Consider the following 22,382-nt stretch of genomic DNA (forward strand, 5'->3'; position numbering starts at 1 on the left):
AAAAAAGTATTATTCGAATCGACTGAGCACAAAAGTGTTACCTATGTGCCCGGTCTGATCTGTTACCCATGTGCCCGGTTGTACCTTTATGCGCACCTGGCAACTCTCCGATCGCGCCAGCTCACCACCACAAACGTCACCAAAAACATCAGGCTATACAGCACCACAATCGTCGGTCCAGGCGCACTATCAAGGAAGAACGAGGCGTAAACCCCACACACGCCGGTCACAACAGCGATCAACACTGCCAGTAGCATCACCTGCAAAAATCGGCGCGCCAGCAACAACGCAATCGCACCAGGCGCAATCAACATGGCAATCGACAAAATCACCCCCACCGATTTCAGCGCAGCCACAATGGTCAGGGCGATCAAACACAGCAACCCGTAATGCATGAGATTACCGTTAATACCGCAGGCGCGCGCTTGTTGCGGGTCAAACGCATGCAGCAACAGGTCGCGCCATTTTAGGCTTAACAGCACCACCACCAGCAGCGCGATGGCTGCGGTTTGCGCTATATCAGACCAGGCAATGCCGAGCATATCGCCGAACAGAATATGATCGAGATGCACTTCGGGTTTCAGCTTTAGATAGAGCACCAGACCCGCGCCAAACATCCCCGAAAACACAATGCCCATCACGGTATCGGGCTTGATACGACTGTTTTGGCTGATAAATCCCGTGGCCAGAGCGCACAGCATTCCGGCAATAAATGCGCCGATCGCATACGGCAAACCGATCCACCACGCCAGCACCACGCCGGGAAACACCGCGTGACTCATGGCATCACCCAGCAGGGACCAGCCTTTCAGTACCAAAAAAGCTGACAGCATGGCACACGGCAGCGACAACAGCAGGGTAATGATCAGCGCCATGTTCATAAATTCAAACTGGAACGGGCTCAGCAGTATTTCACTCATGACTGTTCATCTCCTGAGCCTGACGTGCACGACGCCGTGCAGCCAGTACGCCGTGTTTAGGTGCAAAGGTAAACGCCACCAGGAACACCAGCGTTTGCGCCACCACAATCACGCCACCGGTGGCGCCGTCGAGAAAATAGCTGCTCCAGGCACCGAGGAAACTGGTGATACTGCCAATCGCTACCGCGATCATTAACAGGCGTGGAAAACGATCCGTGAGCAGGTAGGCGGTGGCACCAGGCGTGACCACCAGACAAATCACCATAAAGGCACCCACCGTCTGTAACGCGGCGACGGTTGAAGCAGCGAGCAGAGTAAAAAACAGAATCTTGAGTGCCGTAGTATTTAAGCCCAGGGATCGCGCGTGGCTCTCATCGAAGAAGGTGACCATCAGGTCCTTCCACTTCAGCAACAATATCGTCAGGGTGATCACGCCAATCGCGCCGAGTTGCCAGATATCGGCGGGCGCGACCGCCAGAATGTTGCCCAGCACAATGGTTTGTATATTGACTGAAGTCGGGTTAAGCGAGACCAAAAACAGACCGATGCCAAAAAAGGAGGAGAAAATCAGCCCGATAATCGCATCTTCTTTCAACCGCGTGCGTTGATTCAGAAACAGCATGCTGCCTGCTGCCAGACCGCCGGAGAGAAAAGCACCGAGCGAGAAGGGCAGACCCAACATATAAGCCCCCGCCACCCCGGGCACAATCGAGTGCGACAGCGCATCGCCAATCAGCGACCAGCCTTTCAACATCAAAAAACAGGAGAGAAAGGCGCAAATCGCCCCGACCAATGCCGCAATCCACATGGCATTGAGCATGTATTGGTAGCCGAAGGGCTCAATAATCCACGACATGGCTGGCCCCGATTTTTTGCAAAAGTGCGGCGTTTCTCTGCTGCAATTCACCATCAAAGGTGCGTGCCAGATTGGCTGGCGTGAAGGTGTCAGCGAGCAGACCGCTGGCCAGCACAGTGTTCTTCACCAGCACACAGCGGTCACAGAAATCCGGGATAGCGTTGAGATCGTGCGTGGAGACCAGCATGGTACGGCCTTCATCGCGCAGTTCCTGCAATAGCGTGATGATTGCCGCTTCAGTTTTCACATCCACGCCGGTAAACGGCTCGTCCAGCAGGATGATCTGCCCACTCTGCGCCAGTGCGCGGGCGAGAAAGACGCGTTTCTTCTGACCACCGGACAACTCACCGATCTGCCGATGGCGATAGTCACTCATGCCCACACGCGCCAGCGCCTCATCCACGCTGCGTTTGTCCTCTACGCGTGGCATACGCAGCATGTTCATATATCCATAGCGGCCCATCATCACCACATCTTCCACCAGCACCGGGAAACTCCAGTCCACCTCTTCGGCTTGAGGCACATAGGAGACGATGTTGCGCTTCAACGCGGTTTTAGCGGGCATCTCCGCCAGCGTCACATGGCCCGTTGAAAGCGGCACAAAACCCATAATGGCTTTGAACAGCGTGGATTTTCCGGAGCCATTGACGCCAACCAGCGCTGCGATGCTCCCCGCGGGCACGGAGAATGACGCCTGGCGTAACGCCGTGTGGCCGTTGCGGTAGGTGACGCTGACATCTTGCACGTTAAGGGTCATTTTTGGCTCCCGGCAGCAATGCCTTTCGCGACGGTGTCCGTGGTGACGCGCAGTAAATCGATGTAGGTAGGCACCGGGCCGTCGTTGTTGCTAAGGGAATCGACGTACAGCACGCCGCCGTAGTGAATCCCCGCTTCACGTGCCACTTGCTGGGCGGGTTTGGCGGAGATGGTGCTTTCGCTAAAGATGGTGGGGATCGCGTTAGCTTTCACTGCATCGATCACCTTGCGCACCTGCTGCGGTGTGCCTTGCTGATCGGCATTGATCGGCCATAGGTAGAGTTCTTTTAGCCCCAAATCGCGCGCCAGGTAGGAAAACGCCCCTTCACTGGTGACTAACCAGCGCTGGTTTTCTGGCAGCTGATCGATCGCTGCGCGCATCGGAGCCAATGTTTGTTGGATTTGCGCTTTATAGCGTTCAGCATTGGCCTGATAAACAGTGGCATTAGCGGGATCGTATTTTTGTAAGGCATCGCGGATGTTATCGACGTAGATCAGTGCATTATCTGGTGACATCCACGCATGCGGATTGGGTTTACCATTGTAAGGTCCCTCGGTGATGCCAAGCGGTTCAATGCCCGCCGTGACGGTCACTTCCGGCACACCTTTCAGGCGTTGATAGAAGCGGTTGAACCAAAGTTCGAGGTTAAACCCGTTGACCAGAATGAGGTTCGCGCCCTGCGCACGACGAATATCGCCCGGCGTGGGTTGATACTCATGGATTTCTGCCCCCGGCTTAGTGATGGACGTGACTTCAGCCGCATCTCCCGCCACGTTGCGGGCCATATCAGCAATCACCGTGAAGGTGGTGACCACTTTGAGTTTTTCTGCAGCAAAAGCGGGGGCACTCAGTGCGAGCACGAGCATGGCAACCGATACGACCTTAGTCTTGAACATCGTCATCCCTCAATAAAATATAGCCTGTGCTATACAGTATAGTGAATGCTATGAATGTGAAGCGTTTTTGTTCACATTTTTCTGTTCACGACAAAAATTTACGCAAGTTGAAATAATGCAGGTAACGGCTTATGCGTTTTTCGGGAAAACTTTTGAATAAAAATGATAAAGGGGAGGGTATTAAATTTAAAAAAGAACACTTCATCCTAATAATGAAGTGTTCTTTTAAGATTATTAATCGATCGACAAATTATGAATCGCCAGCGCAGCGCGCGCGGCTTCTTTGCCTTTCTTAATAAAGTGCTCGGTGTAGAAGTTTTCCAGCACGTCTACTGGCTGGAAATTATGTGGCGTCAGTGACACAGAGAAGACCGGGACGTTGGTGCTCAATTGCACGTTCATCAGGCCATCTACCACTGCTGCCGCAACGAAATCGTGGCGATAAATGCCGCCATCAACCACCAGTGCAGCGGCGACGATCGCATCATATTTGCCGGTTTCAGCCAGGCGTTTTGCCAGCAACGGCATTTCAAATGCGCCTGGCACTTCCAGTACTTTTAATTCAGCATCAACGTTCTGTGCTTTTAATTCCTGCTCAAAACCCACCAGCGCATTGTGCACAATCTCTTTATGCCAACCGGCTTTAATAAAGGCAACTCTAATATTTTTCATAATAAACCCAACATCACCTGTAATTTCTTTGCGCATGAAAGTAGCAATAATGCGTTTGTATACCATATGTTACGTTTGTAATCCACATTGCGCGCGTAGCGATAAATGCGTTTCTGGTCTGACGCAATCCGCGCTTGACGCCGACCGGCACCTGCAATACAAATAGACGCGTCGGGGGAGTCTCGCCAAAGAGACTGAGAGGCTAAAAGCGCACTGCGCGGCTTAGCGACCCTTTGAACCTGACCCAGTTGATACTGGCGTAGGAAGACTGACAGCGCACAGGTTGCGTTGTCTGGCGCAGAGGATTGCTCGCGCCCTTTCCCTCCTCCTGTATCTGCGGGTCTCAGCGAAAACTGAGAGGCCGATGTGAACTCCCTTTGTATCCCGGATCGACGGCTGTGAGCCGCTGGACAGTCTTAGGCTGCGGCGTGGCGGGCCTGTGCGTGGCGACCTTGCTGGCTGAGCGTGGTGAAGACGTCGAGGTGATCGGCGATGAAACGCGCCAACCCGCCTCGTGGTTTGCTGGCGGCATGCTGGCTCCCTGGTGTGAATCTGAAAGTGCGCCGCAGGAGGTGATCACCCTTGGGCAACATTCCGCTGGCTGGTGGCAGCAGCGCGTCAACAGCGTTGTAGAGCAGGGTACGCTGGTGGTGGCACCGCCGCGCGACAGCCAGGAACTCAACCGCTTTGCGCGCATGACGGAACAACATCAGTGGGTCGTTCCCGCTGAGATTGAACCGATGCTGGAAGGGCGTTTCGCCCGTGGGCTGTACTTTACACGCGAGGCGCATCTCGATCCCCGTCTCGCCCTCACCGAAATGCGCGAAAAGCTGTTGCAGCGCGGGGTGCGTTTTGATGCGCAGCAGCCTCATGGGCAGGTGATTGATTGCCGTGGGATTCATGCGAAGAGTGAGCTAAGCCACCTGCGCGCCGTGCGGGGTGAGATGGTTATCCTGCACAGTGATGAGGTGCAATTCTCGCGCCCGATTCGTCTGCTGCATCCGCGTTTTCCCTGCTATCTGGTGCCGCGTCGAGACGGCCATTTCATGCTGGGCGCGACCATGGTGGAAAGCGACGATGCCAGTGCTATCAGCGCTCGCGCCATGATGGAGCTGCTCAGCGCTGCCTATGCCATCCATCCTGCATTAGCTGAAGCACGCGTGGTGGAAAGTGCCAGTGGGCTGCGTCCTGCTTATCCGGCCAACCTGCCAGAAATCCGTTATCACAATCACACTTACTATCTTAATGGCCTGTATCGCCATGGTTTTCTGCTGGCACCGATGCTGGCAGAACAGCTGATGCAGCGCATTTTTGGGGAGCAGCACCATGAACATTCTGCTTAATGGCCGAGCGATTAGCACCGAGGCCAGCACGCTTAGCGAATTGCTGATCGAACAGCAAATTGACGCCGCCTGTGTCGCCAGTGCCTTCAACGGCATGTTCGTGCCGAAGAGCCAGTACAGTAGCCAAACGCTGGAAGAGGGCTGTCAGTTAGAGGTGTTGTCACCGATGCAGGGAGGTTGAAGCATGTTTTACGATTTCGCACCGCAGTCACGTTTTCTGTTAGGGACGGCTGGCTATCCCTCTCCCGCTATTTTGCAGCAGGCGATTGCGGCTTCAGGCACTGAAATCATCACCGTGAGTTTGCGGCGTGAAGGCGCGGCTGGGGCGGCATTTCGCGAGCTGCTCACCGATCTGGATGTGCGGGTGCTGCCAAACACGGCGGGCTGTCACACGGTGAAAGAGGCGGTAACCACCGCGCAGATGGCGCGTGAGTTATTTAATACGCCATGGATCAAGCTGGAAGTGATCGGTCATGCGGATACGCTGCAGCCCGATCCGTTCGCGCTGGTGGAAGCCGCGCGCATTCTTTGTGCAGACGGCTTTAAGGTGTTCCCGTATACCACGGAAGATTTGATTGTCGGCGAAAAATTACTGGAAGCGGGCTGTGAGCTGTTGATGCCGTGGGGCGCCCCCATTGGTTCCGGGCAGGGGCTGCGCAATATTGACGGCCTGCGTGCCATGCGCGCGTGGTTCAGCGATATCCCACTGATTATTGATGCGGGTATTGGTGCCCCTTCACAAGCGGCGCAGGCGATGGAAATGGGCTTCGATGGCATTCTGCTCAACACCGCTGTGGCGAAAGCGGGCGATCCGGTGGGCATGGCGAACGGCTTCCGTCTGGCGATTGAAGCGGGGCAGGCAGCGCGTAGTGCTGGTTTGATGGAGAAGCGCGATATGGCAGCGGCCTCTACGCCGATCTTCGGCCTGGCGAATCTGAGCTGAGGAGCCACCATGGAACGCTATCAACGGCAGATGATGCTGCCAGAAATCGGCATCGCAGGGCAGCAGAAACTGGCGGCGGCGCGCGTGCTGGTGGTGGGCGCGGGCGGATTAGCGGCCACGCTGCTGCCGCAGCTGGTGGGAGCGGGGATCGGATATCTTCGCCTGTGCGATGACGATGAAGTGGCGCTACACAATTTGCATCGTCAGACGCTGTTTACCCAGCAGGATATTGGATTCAGCAAAGCGGAGCGTGCGCAGCAGGCGTTGCAGCAGCGTAATCCCGAGGTGCAAATCGATGCATTTCGGTATGCGATCACCGCCAGCCATCTGCCGCAAACCCTCACGGATATCGATTTGGTGATCGATGCAGCGGACAACTTCGCGGTGACCTATCCGCTCTCGGATGCCTGTCTACAGAGCAACATCCCATTGATCAGCGCCTCGGTGCTCGGTCGTCAGGGTTATGTCGGCGGTTTCTGCGGCAGTGCGCCGAGTTATCGTGCGCTGTTTCCGCAACTTCCTGCCTCGGCGGCCAACTGCAATACCGCAGGGGTAATGGGACCGGCCGTGGCCACGTTGGGTGCGATGCAGGCGCAAATGGCACTGAGCGTATTACTGGATTTACATCCTTCACCGCTCGGGTGTGTGGTGAACTGTGATTTCGTTAACTGGCATTTTCGGCAGTTCCGGTTTGATGGAGCAGAGGAGCCGGAACAGGCGGTGCCGTTTATCGATCAACAGCAACTCAGCGCCGCTGACTGTATTGTCGAGTTGCGCGGCTTTGAAGAAGCGCCGGATAGCGTGGCAGCGCATGTTGAACGGATTTTGCCGCAGGGGATCGCAGACTGGCAGCCGCCACAGGATCAGCGCATCGTGCTGGTGTGCGCCAGCGGCATCCGCGCGGCGAAGGCGGCGTCAGACCTGATGCAGCGCGGATTTACCCAGCTCGCCATTTTAGCGGCGCGCCGTCCATGAACGCGCTCAGTTTCAACCAGGTCACCTTTGGCTGGGGAGAAAACCCGCTGTGTGAACGGCTAAACCTGTCACTGCGCGGCGGAAAAACCACGGTGTTTCTCGGGCGCAGCGGTATTGGTAAAAGTACCTTGCTGCGACTGGTGGCAGGCTTGCTGCAACCTGAGCACGGCACTGTTGAGGGAGTATCGGGCAAGGTCGCCTGGATGGGACAGCAGGATCTGCTCTATCCGTGGTTAACGGTGCTGGAAAACGTGATGCTCTCAGCGCGTCTGAACGGTGAAAAGCCCAATCGCCCCCGCGCTTTAGCACTGTTGGAGCAGGTGAAACTCAGCGAGGTGGCCAACGCGCCGCCCAGCCAACTCTCCGGTGGGATGCGGCAGCGCGTGGCACTGGCACGCACCTTGTATGCGCAACGCGAGGTGGTGTTGATGGATGAACCCTTCGCCACTCTGGATGTAATGACCAAACTCAGCCTGCAAACCCTCACCGCCACCTTGCTAAAAGGCAAAACGGTGCTGCTGGTGACGCACGATCCGCTCGAAGCCTGCCGCATGGCGGATGACATTGTGCTGCTAAATGGGCAACCGCTAATGATCGAAGCCTGGCCGGTGCCGGGCGGTGAAGCGCCGCGTGCTCTGGATGACCCAGGTCTGCTGCAGGCGCAGGGCAAACTCTTCTCACGACTGAATCAAGATGAAAAAACTGTATAGCGCGATCTATCTGATCGCGGTGCTGCTGTGCGCGTGGCTGTTAGCGCGGCGCAGCGGCGTGCCGGAGTTTCTGCTGCCTTCACCGGTGGCGGTGCTGGAAGCGTTGTGGCTGCATCGTCAACTGTTGTGGCATCACGCGATATACACGCTGGCGGAGATTGTGCTGGCGCTGCTGCTCGGCGTAGGGAGCGGGGTGATCCTCGCGGTGTTGATGGCGGGGAGCCAGACACTACGCCGCCTGCTGTTTCCGCTGGTCACGGCCAGCCAGGCGATCCCGGTGTTTGCCTTAGCGCCCTTGCTGGTGCTGTGGCTGGGATTTGGCATGGCTTCCAAAGTAGTCGTAGCGGCGCTGATTGTGTTTTTTCCGCTCTGTTTATCCCTGTTCGATGGGCTGTGCCGGACGCCATCTGGCTGGCTTGAGTTGGCAAATACCCTGAACAGCTCCCGCGTGAAGGTGTTCTGGCATGTGCGCTGGCCCGCTGCACTGCCGCAATTTTTTTCCGGGTTGCAGATGGCGGTGGTTTTAGCGCCGATAGGCGTGGTGATTGGCGAGTGGGTCGGAGCCAGCGAAGGGTTGGGTTATCTGATGATGCAATCCAACGCACGACTGGAAACCGCCACCAGCTTTGCTGCTCTGCTGCTGTTACTGATTCTGGCGCTGCTGCTCTCCGGCAGCGTGGCATTGATTCGTAAAAAACGCCTCTGGCACTCAATATAAGGATGCACTTTGAACACCCTACGTACTGCAATCACCGCACTGCTGTTGCTGGCCACCAGCGCACACGCTGAAGAGAAAGTTCGCCTGCTGCTCGATTGGTTTGTGAACCCCAATCATGCCGCGATTTTTGCCGCGCAATTCAGCGGCGCTTTCAAGAAAGAAGGGCTGGATGTGGAGATGATCGCGCCAGCAGATTCGGCCTCTGTGCCGCTGCTGCTGGCGGCGGGCAAAGCCGATCTGGCGATTAGCTATCAGCCCCAGCTATACACGCTGGTGGAGAAGGACGTCCCGGTTATCCGCGCGGGTACGCTAATTGGTCAGCCGCTGAATACCTTAACCACCGTCTCCAGCGATATTCACTCACTTAAGGATTTCGCCGGCAAAACCCTCGGCTATGCCGTGCCAGGTTCGGAAGATGTTGCTATCCGAAATATGCTGAAGTCTCAGGGCGTGGATGTCGATTCCGTCAAGCTCATCAGTCTTAACATGGATTCCACCTCAGCGCTGCTGACGCATAAAATCGACGGCGCGATGACCATTTTTCGTAACTACGAGCTGATCGACCTGAAAGACAAAGGCGCGAAGCCGGTGGTGTTCAAGCCGGAAGACTACGGCGTGCCGGCTTATGATGAGCTGATCATTCTGGCAAACAACAACAGTGCCGCGCAGGATAAGCGCATACCGGCGTTTTTACGTGGGTTAGATGCCGGTGTGGTATGGCTGCGAGCGCATCCGGAAGAGGCGTGGAAAGCCTTTATCAAGCAGTATCCGGAACTGAACACCAAGCTGAATCATCAGGCTTGGGAAGCAACGTTGCCGCTGTTTGCCGCGCACAGCGCGAGCTTTGATCAAGCGCGATATACCGCGTTTGGCGATTACATGAAGGCTAACGGGTTGATTAAGGCCGTGGCACCGATGACGCGCTATTCGCTGGAGCAGTAGTGCGGTTTGTTTCCCCTCACCCTAACCCTCTCCCAAAAGGAGAGGGGACCGTAAGGTACGGCTTTTCGGTTAGGTAAGCCGCATCAGATATGCTGGATCGCCTCCCTCTCCCGCTTGTGGGAGAGGGCCGGGGTGAGGGCAATCCCACACACCGTTATCAATCCTCAACTAAAACACTTGCTCCCACACCTTTTTTTGATAATGATATCCATTCTCAATTATCAAGTAATGGACAACCTGATGCGTTTGCCTGTTCTGGCACTCCTGTTTCTCTCTACCCTGTTTGCAAAAACCATGGCCGCCGAAACCAGTACAGGTTGGCCGCGCACGCTTGAAACACCTCAAGGCCCGCTTACCTTGCAACTGCCTCCACAGCGAATTGTCTCTACCAGCGTCACGCTGAGCGGAACGTTGCTGGCGATCAATGCGCCGCTCATCGGTTCAGGGGCCACCAGTCGTAACAGCAGCGTATCTGATGCGCAGGGCTTTTTTACCCAATGGAGTGAGGTGGCACGCGCACGGCATGTGAAGCCGCTGTATGTCTCGCAGCCCAATGCCGAAGCGATTGCCGCTGAAGCGCCCGATCTGATTGTGATTGCAGCCACCGGCGGTGATTCGGCGCTGAAACTCTACGATCAGCTGCGCACTATCGCGCCGGTTTTGGTGGTCGATTATGGTGATAAGAGCTGGCAGGCGCTGGCGTTACAGTTGGGTAGCATTACCGGTCACGAAGCAGATGCGAAAAAGGTTATCGCACAGTTCGATCAACGCGTTGACGCCGTTCGCAGTGCAATCACACTGCCGCCGCAGCCAACATCCGCGATTGTCTATTACGAAGATGGACGTGGCATGAACCTGTGGACGCCTGCGTCGGCGCAGGGCATGTTGCTAAAAGAGTTAGGCTTTACGCTGGCTGCGCCGCCCGCCAGTCTGCAGGGCAGCACCAGTATGGGTAAACGCAACGATATCATCCAGCTTAACGGCGAAACCATGGCCGATGGCATCACGGGTAATACGCTGCTGCTGTTTGCGGCGGATGATAAAACCGTGCCGCAGGTCGCGAAGAATCCGTTCCTCGCTCATTTACCTGCGGTTCAGCAGCACGCTATTTATGCCATGGGCAACGATACTTTCCGTCTCGATTACTACAGCGCCAGCAATATGCTCAGCAGCATCGAACGGCAATTCGTGCACTAAGCAGCAGCTTGCGTGTGACTATGCTCACCATTGTCTAGTCTGGCCGTGCGCAAACCGCGTGCGGCCAAGGCCACCAACATCAATAAACCGGCTGCCACACCGCCAAACCACAATACGCTGCTCAGTGGTGCCAGGCTGCGGGCCAACGCACCTAAACCCAGCGCGCCAACGGAATCTCCGGTTACGTCCTGTGCGGTGCCTAAACTGTTCACCCGTCCCAACAAGGCGTCCGGTGTGTGATGCTGGATCAGGATGAACTGCAGCAGTGATGCGATGGCGTTGCTGTAGCCGTAACACACTAACACCACTAACGCGGCAGCGAGATGGTGTATCAGACCCAGCGCGGCGATGGAGCCAAATGCCAGTAGGGCACTGGCGACGAGCACCACACCTGGACGCGATAATTGCCGCACCCAACCGCTGGTAAAGGCGCCAATCATCGCGCCAAACGGGACGGCCGAATACATCAATCCTAACGCCGAGGCATCCAGTTGCCACGTCAGGGCCAGCGCCGGGAACAGCACGCGAACGGCACCGATCATGCTGAGTAGCAAGCCCACCAGTACCACCGTGCCGACGACGGGATGACGACAGACGAACTGGATACCGCTCGCCAGCGCGCGCAGGGGATGTTCGGGTTCTTGTTGTTCAGGTTGCAGGGCGGGGAGGCGAACCAAGGGGATGAGCGTCGCCAGCGTACCTATCGCGGCAACGGCAAATGCCCAGCCGACGCCCGCGGCGACAATGATCATGCCACCCAGCGCCGGGGACAGGATTGCACCAAGACGCACCGTCAACATGCTGAGTGCACCGGCCTCCGCCAGATGCTCGCGACCAACAATCAGCGGAATGACCGCCATCAGCGCGGTCATTCCCAGCGCACCAAAGAAACCATCCCAGAAGGCGAGGAAGTAAAGCGCCCACAAAGAAGGGCTGGGGCTGAACGCGTTCAGGCTGAGCAGCACAAAACCAACCCCGCAGGTGCCACGTGCAAACAGGATTAATTTGCGGCGGTCATAGCGGTCCGCCAGCACGCCGCCCAGCAGCAGGCCGATAAACATGCCGATGCCATCCAGCATTACTGCCACACCGACCTGTAAGGTTGAACCGGTCATGGCCTGAATCTGCACCGGTACGCCCACTGCCAGCATGCCGAGTGCGAACACCGATAACATGCGGGCGCAGAAGATGGCGCGGAACGCGGCGTTTTTTTTCAGCAAGCTGAAATCAAGAAAAATCGAGGGTTTAGCCATACATATCCATAAGAAAGAATCGTTGTATCATGAAATTTTTCCCATCTGAGTACGTGGTAGCGGGGGAATAAATTGCGCCGCTACGATACGTATAAGGCGTTACGCCAGCAGTCGGTTGAGCAGCGGGCCCAGTGCTTTCAGCGATGCGGCAGACAAGATGTCCGCGTGCTCGCAGTCCAGCGGCCAGATCTCCAGCTCGGAAACAAACGGCGCCCAGCTTGCCGCAACGTCCATGCCAGGAGGCACCGTTCTCTCCGCCATAAACAGCGTGGCTTTACCGGCATAGCGCGGCGTCCGCGCCTCAGCCAGACGGGCAACGGCATCTTTGTAGTTGGCAACGATGGTGTTGAACATCGCGGCTTTCTCCTCGCGTAACAGCGCATCGCGTTCATCTTCCGTGGCCGCCATAAACTCCGCCTGCTCGCGTGCCACTTCCTGCTCCGCTTCGTCGGCTTCTGGCGTGCGCCAGTCCTGACCCTCGGCGGGGTAGGTATCCAGCAGGCCCAAGAACGCGACGCTTTCGCCATGCGCTTGCAAACGTGCTGCAATACCTTGCGCCAGCGTGCCGCCCAGCGAGTAGCCCAACAGGTAATAAGGTCCGTGCGGCTGTTGCTGTCGGATAGTCGTAAGATGGTGTTCGCACATTGCATCGACGCTGTCGCAGGCGGTAATCACCCCATCAGGTCGTGGCGATTGCAGCCCAACAATCGGGAAATCACCGTCGAGATAGTGCAGCAACGCACTGTACTGCCAGGCGAAGCCCGAAGCCGGATGAATGCAGAACAGCGTTGGCCCTTGCCCTGCGCGCAGCGGCAGCAGTTCCCCGTTGCCACCGGTGTCGCTGACCGTACCTGCCAGCAACGCGGCCAGTTTCTCCACGCTGCGTGCCGCGATCACCTGTCCGACACTGATCGGCTGTGGCAAACGACGACGCAATTCAGCGACCAGTCGCATCGCTAGCAGTGAGTGGCCGCCCAGCGCGAAGAAGTCATCTTTTGCGTATACCTGTTCGCAACCCAATAACTGCTGGAAAAGTTCAGCCAGCAAGCGCTCATTCTCGCTTTGCGGTAAACGCCCGCTGCGCGCGCTGAGTTGCGGCATCGGCAACGCTTTGCGGTCTAATTTTCCGTTGGCGCTGAGTGGCAGCTCGTCGATGACCTGATAATTTACCGGTTGCATATGTGCAGGCAATCGCGCAGCGAGTTGCTGTGTAACCTGCGCAATATCCAGAGTGATACCCGCATCCGCCACCAGCCAGGCGAGCAGTTGCCGGTTATCGACGCCTGCTGCCGTTTGTTGCGTCAGGGCCCGTGCGGCAACCACGGCTTGCGCCACACCGGGGATTGCCACCAGCGCCTGTTCAATCTCGCCAGGTTCGATACGCTGACCGCGCATTTTGAGCTGATCGTCACTGCGTCCCAGATACTCCACCGCGCCGTCATCACGCCAGCAAGCAATATCACCGGTGCGATACATGCGTTCGCCCTCGGCAAACGGCGCAGCAATAAAGCGCTGGGCGGTGAGGTCAGCGCGATGCAGATAGCCATCGGCCAGTTGCACGCCGCTGAGATAGAGATCGCCGGGCACGCCCACCGGAACCGGACGCAGCAGGCTATCGAGGATGTGCAACTGAGTGTTCCATACCGGACGCCCAATCGGCACGCCGGGTCCACTCAATCCCTCTAACGCACTGCCGCTGGCGGGCTGCCAGGTCACGTCAACGGCGGCCTCAGTCGGTCCGTAGAGGTTGTGCAGAGGAGCGGCAATCAATTGCTGATAGCTGCGCGCCAGATCGCAGGCGAGCGCTTCACCGCTGCAAAATACACGGCGCAGGGTGGCGCAAGCCTGGTCAGTCTGGCTGGCAATGTGGCTGACAAAAGCCGCCAGCATGGAAGGGACAAAGTGCAGAGTGGTGACCTGATAATCGTCGATCAACTGCCACAGCGCCTGCGGATCGCGGTGCGCTTCCGGCGGGGCCATCATCAGCTGTGCACCGGTCATCAGTGGCCAGAAGAACTCCCACACCGAGACATCAAAACTGCACGGGGTTTTCTGCAACACCACGTCGTCACTGCGCAGCGGATAGCTGGCTTGCATCCAGCGCAGGCGGTTGATGATGGCGCGTTGGTTGACCACCACACCTTTCGGCCTGCCGGTGGAACCGGAGGTGTAAAGCACGTAGGCCGGGCGATGGGCATCTGGCTTCGGTTGGGCATGACGCGCGATAAGCTGCTCACTCGCCAGGCCATCGAACATCATTAGCGTACCAAAGGTGGCGAAACGGCTTTCCAGCGCAGATTCAGTGATCACCACCCACGGACGTGCATCTTCAACCATGTAGGACAGTCGTTCATCGGGATAACCAATGTCGAGTGGCAGCCATGCGGCACCCGCCTGCAAGATGGCGGTGAGGGCAATGCTGAGGCGCACGGAACGCGGCAGCGCCACGGCAACGATATCGCCCGGCATCACGCCCGCTTCAATTAAGCGATCGGCCAACAGGCTGGCCTGGCGCTGCATTTCACGATAGCTCAGTTGATGTTCGACATCACACAGCGCCAGCGCATCCGGTGTGCGGGCGGCCTGCTGTGCAATTGCCTGTTGCAGGGTTTCATTTTCCAACTGAACCCCAGTGTTGTTGACCCATTGCAGCAAGGACTGTTCGGCAAGGGTTTGCAGCTTCCACTGTGCCAGCGGGAGATCGGGCGTGGTGACCAACTGTTGCAACAACAGCAGTAAGCGTTCCGCCAGCCGTTCGGCATCGGATACGCAGTCGCGATACTCCAGCAGCAGCGTGAGCTGATCACCGGGCAACACCAGCAGCGTCAGGGGGTAATGCGTGTATCCCCGGTTGTGAATGCTTTCGCAGCGCACGCGGGCATTGGCATCGAACAAACCAAGGTTGTCGGGGTAGTTTTCCACCACCAGCAGGGTGTCAAATAGCGTGCCTTGTCCCGCCAGCTGTTGGATTTCCGCCAGACCGAGGCAGTCTTGCTCAATCAGCTGGATTTGCTGCGATTGGTGCTCTGCCAGCTGTTCCAGCAGCGGTCGCTGGTGATCGAAACGCACCCGCACCGGCAGCGTATTGCTGAACAGCCCCACATGCTCATCAATGCCATCGATTTGCCCGAAACGACCGGAAACCGGCGCACCAAACACCACATCCTGTTGACCGCTGGCAATCGACAGCATCATGCCCCACACGCCTTGCATCAGCGTATTGAGCGTTAGCCCACGAGTGCGGCACAGGGCGTGCAGTTCGCGTTCCAGCGCGCTATCCAGCAACAGACGTTTTTCCAACACCGGACTATCTGAGGCGTTGGGATAGATCAAGGTCGGGCGCACATCGCGCAGGCAATCCTGCCACTGCTTGCGCGCCTCTTGCTCATTACGCTGGCTGAGTTGGCGCACGATATCCGCGTAGTGGGTGCGATGCGCTGGCAGAGGTTGTTGACACAGTGCGCACAGCAGATCGTTGAGGATCACCGGAGTTGACCAGCCATCAACCACCAGATGATGGGCATTGAGCAGCAGCGTCCAGCGTTCTTCATGGCGATGGGCAATCAGCGTCGCCTGTAGCATCACCGGCTGATGAAACAGATCCTGTGCCAGCATTTGCCGTTCAGCCTGCTCGATATCGTCGGTGTCGAGCACCGTAAGCGGCCAGGTGAGTTCACCCTCTGGCAGCAACTGCAGCGGTTGCAGGCAGATTTCGCTGTCAAAGCGGGCGGCCAACTGCGGGTGGCGCAGCAGGACCTGGTTCAGTGCCCGCTGCACGCTTTCAGCAGAGAGATCGCCGCTCAGTGTCAGACGTGTCAATGAGTTGTAACTGCCAGCGGATGAAGTGGTTTGTGCATGGAACAGCAAGCCTTTCTGCAACGGCAGCAGCGGCAGTGCGTGGCTAAAAGCACCGTGCTGCGCGTGCAGTTGTTGCAATGCCTGGTCATCCACGCCCACCAGATTGATGTCGGCTGCCACTTGCGTATTAGCCGCTTGCAGCGGCTGCTGCTCGGCGAAGTGACTCAACTGCATAGCACCCTTTGCCATGGCCTGATGCAGTTGCTGAATCTGATCGGCATGCAACACGCCGTCGGCCCAGCTCCAGTTGAGAGCCAACTGCTGCTCATCGACAAATACGTTGAGTTCCAGTGCATGTTGCAATGGCAGTGAGGCATCCTGAATCATCGCAAAGCTATCGCGGAACTGCTGTGCGGTGCGCTGTGGTTGCCAGTTTCCGTTTCCTTGCGTGAATCGGCCTAAGAAGTTAAATAACACCTGCGGTGCATGATCTGCGGCCAGTTTCGCCAGAGTGACCCCACGATGTGCATCAAGCCAGCGAAGCTGACCATAACCGATTCCCCGGTCGGGCACCGATCGCAGAGCGGCTTTCACCGCGCGCACGCTTTCGTTTAAGGGCGCGGCGGCGGGCAGCGCAATCAGCAGCGGGAACTCTGCGGTTAACCAACCCACAGTGCGAGCCAGATCCTGATGATCGTGCAACTCTGCGCGACCATGTGATTCCAGCGTCAGTCGTTGCGCTGCGCTGCCGTTCATCTGACGTAACGCCAGTGACAGCAGCGTCAGCAGCAGCTCTTCGCTGGTGGCGCGGTACTGCTGCGGCAGCGTGTTGAGCAGGGCGTGAGCGGTTTTCGCATCCAGCAACGTGCGCTGATGCAACGCACGATCGGTGGGGGCTAAGGCGCGCTCACCCAAAACAGGCAGTGGCGGGGTCAGCATGTTTTGCCAGAAGGGTAGCTCGCTGGCGCGCGCGGAAAGATTGGCAAGCAGAGTGGCTGACCAGTCATGCAGCGATGTCTCTTCTGGCGGCAACGCGATGGGCGCACCGCTTAACAGCGCATCACCGGCCTGCTGTAATTCATCCAGCAGCACGCGCCAGGAAACGCCATCCACCACCAGATGGTGCAACGTCAACACCAGACCACAACTGGCACCACCCTGCTGCAGTAACGTGGCCTGCAACACGGTCCCTGCGGCGGGATCGAGGCGCGCAGCATCACCGTTAAAAGCCCGTTCGGCGGCAATGTCGCGCTCTTCGACTTCAATAGCGCGGCAGCGAGCAGGGCGCGTCGGCAGCCATTCCCCCACCACTAACTGCTCATCGCGGGTAAAGGCGTTAAGCGCCGGATGCGCTGTCGCCAACTGTTCGATCAGCTGTTCTAGCTGGGAGAGTTGCAGCTGGGCGGGCACGGACAGCAGCACACCATGGGCAAAGCGCGCGTTGATGCCAGCCTGCGCATTGAACCAGTGCAGGATGGGCAGACCACCCACCGCGCCTTGCTGCGCAACGCGCGCCTGCTGGTTGTGCTGCGACAGCGGCTGTAACCCTGCAGCCATGCGCGCGGCCGTGCGTTCTGCGAAGATTTCTCGTGGACGCAGCAAATAACCGGCGCGGCGCGCGGCCGTGCTCAATCCCATCGCGGAGATACTGTCACCACCGAGTGCAAAGAAGTCATCCTCTGCGCCGACGCTCTCCAGCCCCAATAACCCGGCTATCGCCTGACAAATCAGGGCTTCCTGCGGCGTGCTGGCGGCGCGGCTGATGGCGGTTTGCGCCTGTTGCGGTTTAGGCAGCGCCTGGCGATCGATCTTACCATTGACGTTAAGTGGCAGATCTTCCAGTACCATTAGCACGGCTGGCACCATGTAATCGGGCAGCTGCGAGGCGAGCTGTGCCAGCAAGCGGGCGCTCAGTTGAGCGTCAGCTCGCAGTGCCTCATCCTGCACCGAGCAGTAGCCGATCAGGCGATGTGTAGTACCGATGCTTTCGGCGATCACCACCGCTGTGCTGACTTCAGGCAAAGCGACCAGGGCGTTTTCAACTTCACCCAACTCCACGCGGAAACCGCGCACTTTGATCTGGTGGTCGACACGGCCAATAAACGCCAGCTGTCCGTCCTGGCGCCAGCGCATCAGATCACCGCTTCGATACATCACTTCGCCGTTGAGGAAGGGATTAGCCACAAAGCGTCCGCTGGTGAGGTCGGGACGACGCAAATAGCCGCGTGCGATACCGGTTCCGGCAATATATAGCTCGCCCACGCAGCCCACCGGCACCTGGCGCAGTTGGCTGTCGAGCAGATAGACCTGGGTGTTGCCTACCGGACGGCCAATCACCGGTTGCTGTGCGGCCAGGACGCTGGCACCCAAGGTATCAATGGTGTATTCAGAAGGTCCGTAATAGTTGTGAATCTCCATCTGCTGCTGATTCTGCATTAGCTTCCACAGCGTTGGCGTGGCCGCTTCACCCCCAATCATCACAAACGAGGGACGATGGTTTTCAACATCCATCAGGCCGCTGTCGATCATCTGTGAGAAGAACGATGGGGTGATGTCCAACAGATCGACCGGCACGGCGTTCATCTGTTGAATCAGTCCCCAGGCATCGCGGCGCAGCTCTTCGTCAAAGATATTGAGTTCGCACCCCATCAACATGCAGAACAGCGGCTCCCAGGAGGAGTCAAATGAGAACGACGCGGTGTGGCCTGCCCGCATACGGCGCGGGCTGGTGGCATGGAAGCGATCAATCGCCGGGCCAAACAGATGCTCGCGATGGGATAAGAACAGATTGAGCAGACCCTGATGGGTGCTCATCACCCCTTTCGGGCGGCCGGTGGAGCCTGAGGTGTAGATCATGTAGGCGAGGTCATCGCCACACAGTTGCGTTGCAGGGCGCTCAACCGATTGGTTGGCGAGTTCCGCATCCAGCGCATCAATACAGAGATGTGGCAGTGTCGGCATCTGTGACAATGTCACGGAGTGCGTGAGCAGCAGAGCGGGTTGGGCATCTTCACACATCAGTGCCAGGCGTTCACGTGGATAGTCGAGATCCAGCGGCATATAAGCCGCACCGCTAGCCAGCACCCCGAAGATGGCGACCAGCGAATCGACCGAGCGAGGGATGCCTATCGCCACCACGTCATCGGCACCCAAGCCACGCGCAATCAGCAGGTGTGCCAGTTGCATGGCCCTGTCGCGCAACTGGCGATAGCTCAGGCTGTGCTCACCACACACCACTGCAGCGAGTTCGCCGCTCTGCGCGGCACGCGCCAGCAGTATATCGATAATCGTGGTGACGCCGTCAGGCGGCGTTATCACGGGACCGGTAGACCAGCGCTGGATATCGGCCTGTTCATCTGGCGCAATCAACGAGAGTTCGGCCAGCGTGATGCCAGGCTGCGCAGCGAACTGCGCAATCAGATGACGGATACGATCGGCGTGACGCTGTAACGCAATCGCGTCATAGCGTAATGGATTAGCCACCAGCGTCAGTTGTAGCGCGCCATCGCGGAAACCCACCTCAAATTCGATATCATCCACCGGTCCCATTGCCAGCGTATGGGTTGTCGCCGCAATACCATCAAACTGCAGGTCATCATGATAGACCTTGACGTTGATCACCGGTCCGTACAGGTGCTGACTGCTGCCGACTAACCCCAAATCACGGCGCAGTTGTTCCGCTTCATAGCGCTGATGGCGACGCGCTTTGCGGATTTCGCCCTGTACCTGCTGCACCAGTGCGGCGAGGTCGGTGGTGTCAGACAGGTCAAAGATCAGCGGCAGCACGTTCACCACCGGGCCAAGCGCGGTAATTGCAGCTGACCCCATGCGGCGCATAAACGGGAAACCAATCGACAGGCGTGGGCTGTCACTGATCCGGGCCAGATAAGCCACTAACACGGCGCTCACCACATCGCCTTCACTGCATTCGTACAGGGCGGGCTGCTGGCGTAACGTGGCTAAATGCGGTAGCGTCACCTGGCAACTAATAGGACGATCACCGGGATTGTCGGTGCTCTCATTTGAGAGTGTGATGCTGGTCGGCAGATCGGCGGTATAGCTTTGCCAGTGGCTGGCTGAACGTTGAAACGCCGCTGAGTCCTGCCACTGCTGGTACTCCTCAATCACGCCAGTAAAGGGCGTAAAGGGTGAGGGTGCAGGCGATTCTCCGCGACACAGTGCGGCATAGATAGCCGCGACACGCTGTGCCAGGGCTTCAAAACTGAAGCCGTCAACCTGTAGATGGTGGTAGCGCTGATACCACCACCAACTGCCATCACCGAGGCGCATCAAGACATGACGGCAGAGCGGTTTTTCGCCGTCGGCGGGTAAATCCGCACTCACATCGGCCTGCATCAGTTTGTGTGCCTGGCTGCTGGCATCAGCGCGTTGGCTGAAATCATGCCACTCGGGGATGATCTCCGTTGAAGCGGTAAACCACTGTGCAGGGTCGCCATTTTCATCCAGACCAAAGCGGGCCTGCACGGTATCGGCTTCCATCATGGTTTGGCGGATCGCGCTGTCGAGGGCCGCGCGGTTGATGGCGCCGTGCAACACACTGTAGTGCGCCACTGTGAATTGATTGCGCTGCTGCGCAATAGTGTCAGCGATCCAGATGCCGGGCTGCGCCGCCACCAAGGGGTACGCTGTTGAATGCGTGATTAACGATGCCAAAGGACAGTTCCTGTCTTAAAAAATCAAAAAAAAGAAAATAAGAAAAATTAGTGCGCGGTGGATGACGTCTGCTGCGTCGTGGGCCGCATATCCAGCCAGTGTGTTTCTACGTATTCGATGGCGGCGGATCGTGCCAATGGCCCGGTGACGCAGCACCAGCCTGCTGGAACGGGCGCAAAGGCGGGCCACAGGCTGTATTGCTGGCGGTCATTCAACAGCACGAGGAAATCCAGGGCATCGTTATCAAACGGATTTTGTTGTTCAGACATGGTGTTCACCTTCAGAGGTTGCATCAGAGGAAAGAAAATCGGCCAGTAACCAACGGCAGCCATCGATCAGGCCCCCGCGCCAGCACAGCGCATCGTGTCCACCGGCATAGCGGCGGAAAGAGAGGGTATGTCCAGCCGCTTCCAGCGCCGGACGAATTTGTTGATTGACGTAAAGCATGTCTGCCTCACGGTCACCCACTTCCTGAAAAATTGTCAGCTTACCGCCGGGAAGTTGGTTGTTTTGCAGGCGTTGCAGCAGGAGTCCGGGCGCGTGCTGCTCCCGGTTGGCGTAATCGCGGATGTATTGCAGATGCGGCCACCAGAACGATCCTGATTGCGTCAGCACGCGACCAAAACGCTGTGGCCAGTGCAGGCCAGCGTACAGCGCCGCTAATCCACCATAACTTTGCCCCGCAACAACGGTGCGGTTGCCCTCATTGCTGAAGGTGGCATGCTGGCGCGCCAGGGGCAGTAATTCCTGTTGCATGGCTTGCCAGAAGGTTTCATTGCACGGCAGTTCCACTTCGCGGTGCTGGCTATCAATCACATCAATGAATAACCAGCAGGCAGGCGGCAGTTCACCCGCCGCCGTGACCTGATCGAGAGCGCTGAAAATCGGTTGGCCATAGACCCAGTTTTGACCATCCAGCAGGATCACCAACGGGCGTTGCTCTGCCTCGTCACTGTGTCCAGTGGTGTAAAGCCAGACATTGCGCGTGACGTTGAGCAGGGCACTGTGCCACTGCAGCGTTTGCAGAGAATCCGGCCAGGTGTCGGCTAAGCCGGCATCCAGTAACTGCCAGGCGGATTGGTCTGGCGCATCTGGCATCTGCGCGTTGCTCAGGGCAAAACGGCGGCTGCTGAGAAAGGGCGGTGAAGCATTAAGGATGTCAGGGATCGCCAGCGGCATCAGCGAAATCCACCACTTACGCTGCAACACGCGACAGGTTTCATCATCGCCGCAAAACAGCGGTGGCAGATGGTCATCACCCGCGGGGATCAAACTGTAGCTGCCGCGCCAGTCGGATTCGATGGCGGTAGACCAGTGCCAGACATTGCTATCGCCGATGCGCGCCAGGGATTCGGGCATCTGGCTGTGGTGATCGGTGACGCCATTTATATCGATATAAACACGCCGGGTAGACGATAATGCGGAATGCCCCTGCGGGTCGCGCCAGAAAAAGTGCATGGTGGTTGTGCCGGTTCCATCACGCTCGATAACCGGTGTTCCCGCCGTCCGCACCCTGTCCCACCAGCTTTCGTGGCCCAAATGGGGCTGCTCTAACCAGGTGGCAACTGTCCCCGTCGGGAACCACTTTTCCGCCCTTAATTCCGCGTCAGATCGAAACATCCTGAAATCTATCTCCACATTTTCTTCAAAGACTTTACATTAACAAACGTAATGCAAATGCTATTGATAACGATTTACATTTGCAATATGATTTTTCGCGGTCAATAA

Annotated in this window: 17 protein-coding genes and 1 riboswitch; of the genes, 8 read left to right on the forward strand and 9 right to left on the reverse strand. The window is 57.6% G+C overall.

The genetic code is table 11. From position 1 onward, the window contains the following. Positions 1-86: 86 nt before the first annotated feature. The 5 genes from ACPUC8_RS18915 to ACPUC8_RS18935 all read right to left on the reverse strand — a co-directional run bounded on the left by ACPUC8_RS18915 (position 87) and on the right by ACPUC8_RS18935 (position 4,101). Entirely contained in the window at positions 87-920 is an 834-nt protein-coding gene (locus ACPUC8_RS18915; protein ID WP_494927016.1) for a metal ABC transporter permease, read from the reverse strand. Continuing rightward, a complete protein-coding gene (gene sitC, locus ACPUC8_RS18920; protein ID WP_039332542.1) occupies positions 913-1,776 on the reverse strand; it encodes an iron/manganese ABC transporter permease subunit SitC in 864 nt (287 codons plus the stop codon). The genes ACPUC8_RS18915 and sitC overlap by 8 nt, the downstream gene beginning before the upstream one ends. Next, on the reverse strand, positions 1,760-2,533 hold the full coding sequence (locus tag ACPUC8_RS18925) for a manganese/iron ABC transporter ATP-binding protein (RefSeq protein WP_494927017.1): 774 nt from the start codon (positions 2,531-2,533) through the stop codon (positions 1,760-1,762). Before ACPUC8_RS18925 ends, sitC begins: the two co-directional genes overlap by 17 nt. Next, a complete protein-coding gene (locus tag ACPUC8_RS18930) occupies positions 2,530-3,429 on the reverse strand; it encodes a metal ABC transporter substrate-binding protein (protein ID WP_494927018.1) in 900 nt (299 codons plus the stop codon). Before ACPUC8_RS18930 ends, ACPUC8_RS18925 begins: the two co-directional genes overlap by 4 nt. A 234-nt stretch (positions 3,430-3,663) precedes the next feature. Then, positions 3,664-4,101, reverse strand: a complete 438-nt coding sequence (locus ACPUC8_RS18935) for a 6,7-dimethyl-8-ribityllumazine synthase (protein WP_039332631.1) — start codon at positions 4,099-4,101, stop codon at positions 3,664-3,666. Positions 4,102-4,264: 163 nt separating this feature from the next. Further along, positions 4,265-4,384: riboswitch (TPP riboswitch) on the forward strand. A gap of 115 nt (positions 4,385-4,499) precedes the next feature. On the opposite strand from ACPUC8_RS18935, the gene ACPUC8_RS18940 reads away from it, so the two are divergent. The 8 genes from ACPUC8_RS18940 to fepB all read left to right on the forward strand — a co-directional run bounded on the left by ACPUC8_RS18940 (position 4,500) and on the right by fepB (position 10,929). After that, positions 4,500-5,444: an FAD-dependent oxidoreductase gene (locus ACPUC8_RS18940; protein WP_494927019.1), complete on the forward strand. Its 945-nt coding sequence runs from the start codon at positions 4,500-4,502 to the stop codon at positions 5,442-5,444. Beyond that, a complete protein-coding gene (thiS, locus tag ACPUC8_RS18945; RefSeq protein ID WP_058973602.1) occupies positions 5,428-5,625 on the forward strand; it encodes a sulfur carrier protein ThiS in 198 nt (65 codons plus the stop codon). Before ACPUC8_RS18940 ends, thiS begins: the two co-directional genes overlap by 17 nt. 3 nt (positions 5,626-5,628) lie before the next feature. After that, positions 5,629-6,387 (forward strand): thiazole synthase, encoded by a 759-nt coding sequence (locus ACPUC8_RS18950; protein WP_039332535.1) that lies wholly within the window; start codon positions 5,629-5,631, stop codon positions 6,385-6,387. Positions 6,388-6,396: 9 nt separating this feature from the next. Continuing rightward, positions 6,397-7,362, forward strand: a complete 966-nt coding sequence (locus tag ACPUC8_RS18955) for a ThiF family adenylyltransferase (RefSeq protein ID WP_494927020.1) — start codon at positions 6,397-6,399, stop codon at positions 7,360-7,362. After that, on the forward strand, positions 7,359-8,072 hold the full coding sequence (locus ACPUC8_RS18960) for an ABC transporter ATP-binding protein (RefSeq protein WP_494927021.1): 714 nt from the start codon (positions 7,359-7,361) through the stop codon (positions 8,070-8,072). The genes ACPUC8_RS18955 and ACPUC8_RS18960 overlap by 4 nt, the downstream gene beginning before the upstream one ends. Beyond that, positions 8,056-8,790: an ABC transporter permease gene (locus ACPUC8_RS18965; protein WP_494927022.1), complete on the forward strand. Its 735-nt coding sequence runs from the start codon at positions 8,056-8,058 to the stop codon at positions 8,788-8,790. Before ACPUC8_RS18960 ends, ACPUC8_RS18965 begins: the two co-directional genes overlap by 17 nt. A 9-nt stretch (positions 8,791-8,799) precedes the next feature. Beyond that, positions 8,800-9,732, forward strand: a complete 933-nt coding sequence (locus tag ACPUC8_RS18970) for an ABC transporter substrate-binding protein (RefSeq protein ID WP_494927023.1) — start codon at positions 8,800-8,802, stop codon at positions 9,730-9,732. Between the two features lie 240 nt (positions 9,733-9,972). After that, positions 9,973-10,929, forward strand: a complete 957-nt coding sequence (gene fepB, locus ACPUC8_RS18975; RefSeq protein WP_494927024.1) for a Fe2+-enterobactin ABC transporter substrate-binding protein — start codon at positions 9,973-9,975, stop codon at positions 10,927-10,929. Here the strand turns inward: fepB and entS are convergent. The 4 genes from entS to fes all read right to left on the reverse strand — a co-directional run bounded on the left by entS (position 10,926) and on the right by fes (position 22,274). Continuing rightward, a complete protein-coding gene (entS, locus tag ACPUC8_RS18980) occupies positions 10,926-12,182 on the reverse strand; it encodes an enterobactin transporter EntS (protein WP_494927025.1) in 1,257 nt (418 codons plus the stop codon). The two genes, fepB and entS, sit on opposite strands and share 4 nt — an antisense overlap. A 99-nt stretch (positions 12,183-12,281) precedes the next feature. Beyond that, positions 12,282-20,654 carry an amino acid adenylation domain-containing protein gene (locus tag ACPUC8_RS18985; RefSeq protein WP_494927026.1) on the reverse strand — a complete coding sequence of 2,791 codons (8,373 nt, stop codon included), beginning with the start codon at positions 20,652-20,654 and terminating at the stop codon, positions 12,282-12,284. Between the two features lie 47 nt (positions 20,655-20,701). After that, positions 20,702-20,923, reverse strand: coding sequence for an MbtH family protein (locus ACPUC8_RS18990; protein ID WP_058973594.1), 222 nt, complete (start codon positions 20,921-20,923; stop codon positions 20,702-20,704). Beyond that, positions 20,916-22,274, reverse strand: a complete 1,359-nt coding sequence (gene fes, locus ACPUC8_RS18995; RefSeq protein WP_494927027.1) for an enterochelin esterase — start codon at positions 22,272-22,274, stop codon at positions 20,916-20,918. The genes ACPUC8_RS18990 and fes overlap by 8 nt, the downstream gene beginning before the upstream one ends. Positions 22,275-22,382: the final 108 nt, after the last annotated feature.

Source organism: Pantoea sp. CFCC18177, from assembly GCF_059412425.1.

What these genes read in the sequence shown, in the direction of transcription:
- ACPUC8_RS18915 (WP_494927016.1), bottom strand. Translation starts at nt 920, where the DNA reads ATGAGTGAAATACTGCTGAGCCCGTTCCAGTTTGAATTTATGAACATG.
- ACPUC8_RS18935 (WP_039332631.1), bottom strand. Translation starts at nt 4,101, where the DNA reads ATGAAAAATATTAGAGTTGCCTTTATTAAAGCCGGTTGGCATAAAGAG.
- ACPUC8_RS18950 (WP_039332535.1), top strand. Translation starts at nt 5,629, where the DNA reads ATGTTTTACGATTTCGCACCGCAGTCACGTTTTCTGTTAGGGACGGCT.
- thiS (WP_058973602.1), top strand. Translation starts at nt 5,428, where the DNA reads ATGAACATTCTGCTTAATGGCCGAGCGATTAGCACCGAGGCCAGCACG.
- ACPUC8_RS18965 (WP_494927022.1), top strand. Translation starts at nt 8,056, where the DNA reads ATGAAAAAACTGTATAGCGCGATCTATCTGATCGCGGTGCTGCTGTGC.
- fes (WP_494927027.1), bottom strand. Translation starts at nt 22,274, where the DNA reads ATGTTTCGATCTGACGCGGAATTAAGGGCGGAAAAGTGGTTCCCGACG.
- fepB (WP_494927024.1), top strand. Translation starts at nt 9,973, where the DNA reads ATGCGTTTGCCTGTTCTGGCACTCCTGTTTCTCTCTACCCTGTTTGCA.
- ACPUC8_RS18930 (WP_494927018.1), bottom strand. Translation starts at nt 3,429, where the DNA reads ATGTTCAAGACTAAGGTCGTATCGGTTGCCATGCTCGTGCTCGCACTG.
- sitC (WP_039332542.1), bottom strand. Translation starts at nt 1,776, where the DNA reads ATGTCGTGGATTATTGAGCCCTTCGGCTACCAATACATGCTCAATGCC.
- ACPUC8_RS18925 (WP_494927017.1), bottom strand. Translation starts at nt 2,533, where the DNA reads ATGACCCTTAACGTGCAAGATGTCAGCGTCACCTACCGCAACGGCCAC.
- entS (WP_494927025.1), bottom strand. Translation starts at nt 12,182, where the DNA reads ATGGCTAAACCCTCGATTTTTCTTGATTTCAGCTTGCTGAAAAAAAAC.
- ACPUC8_RS18955 (WP_494927020.1), top strand. Translation starts at nt 6,397, where the DNA reads ATGGAACGCTATCAACGGCAGATGATGCTGCCAGAAATCGGCATCGCA.
- ACPUC8_RS18960 (WP_494927021.1), top strand. Translation starts at nt 7,359, where the DNA reads ATGAACGCGCTCAGTTTCAACCAGGTCACCTTTGGCTGGGGAGAAAAC.
- ACPUC8_RS18990 (WP_058973594.1), bottom strand. Translation starts at nt 20,923, where the DNA reads ATGTCTGAACAACAAAATCCGTTTGATAACGATGCCCTGGATTTCCTC.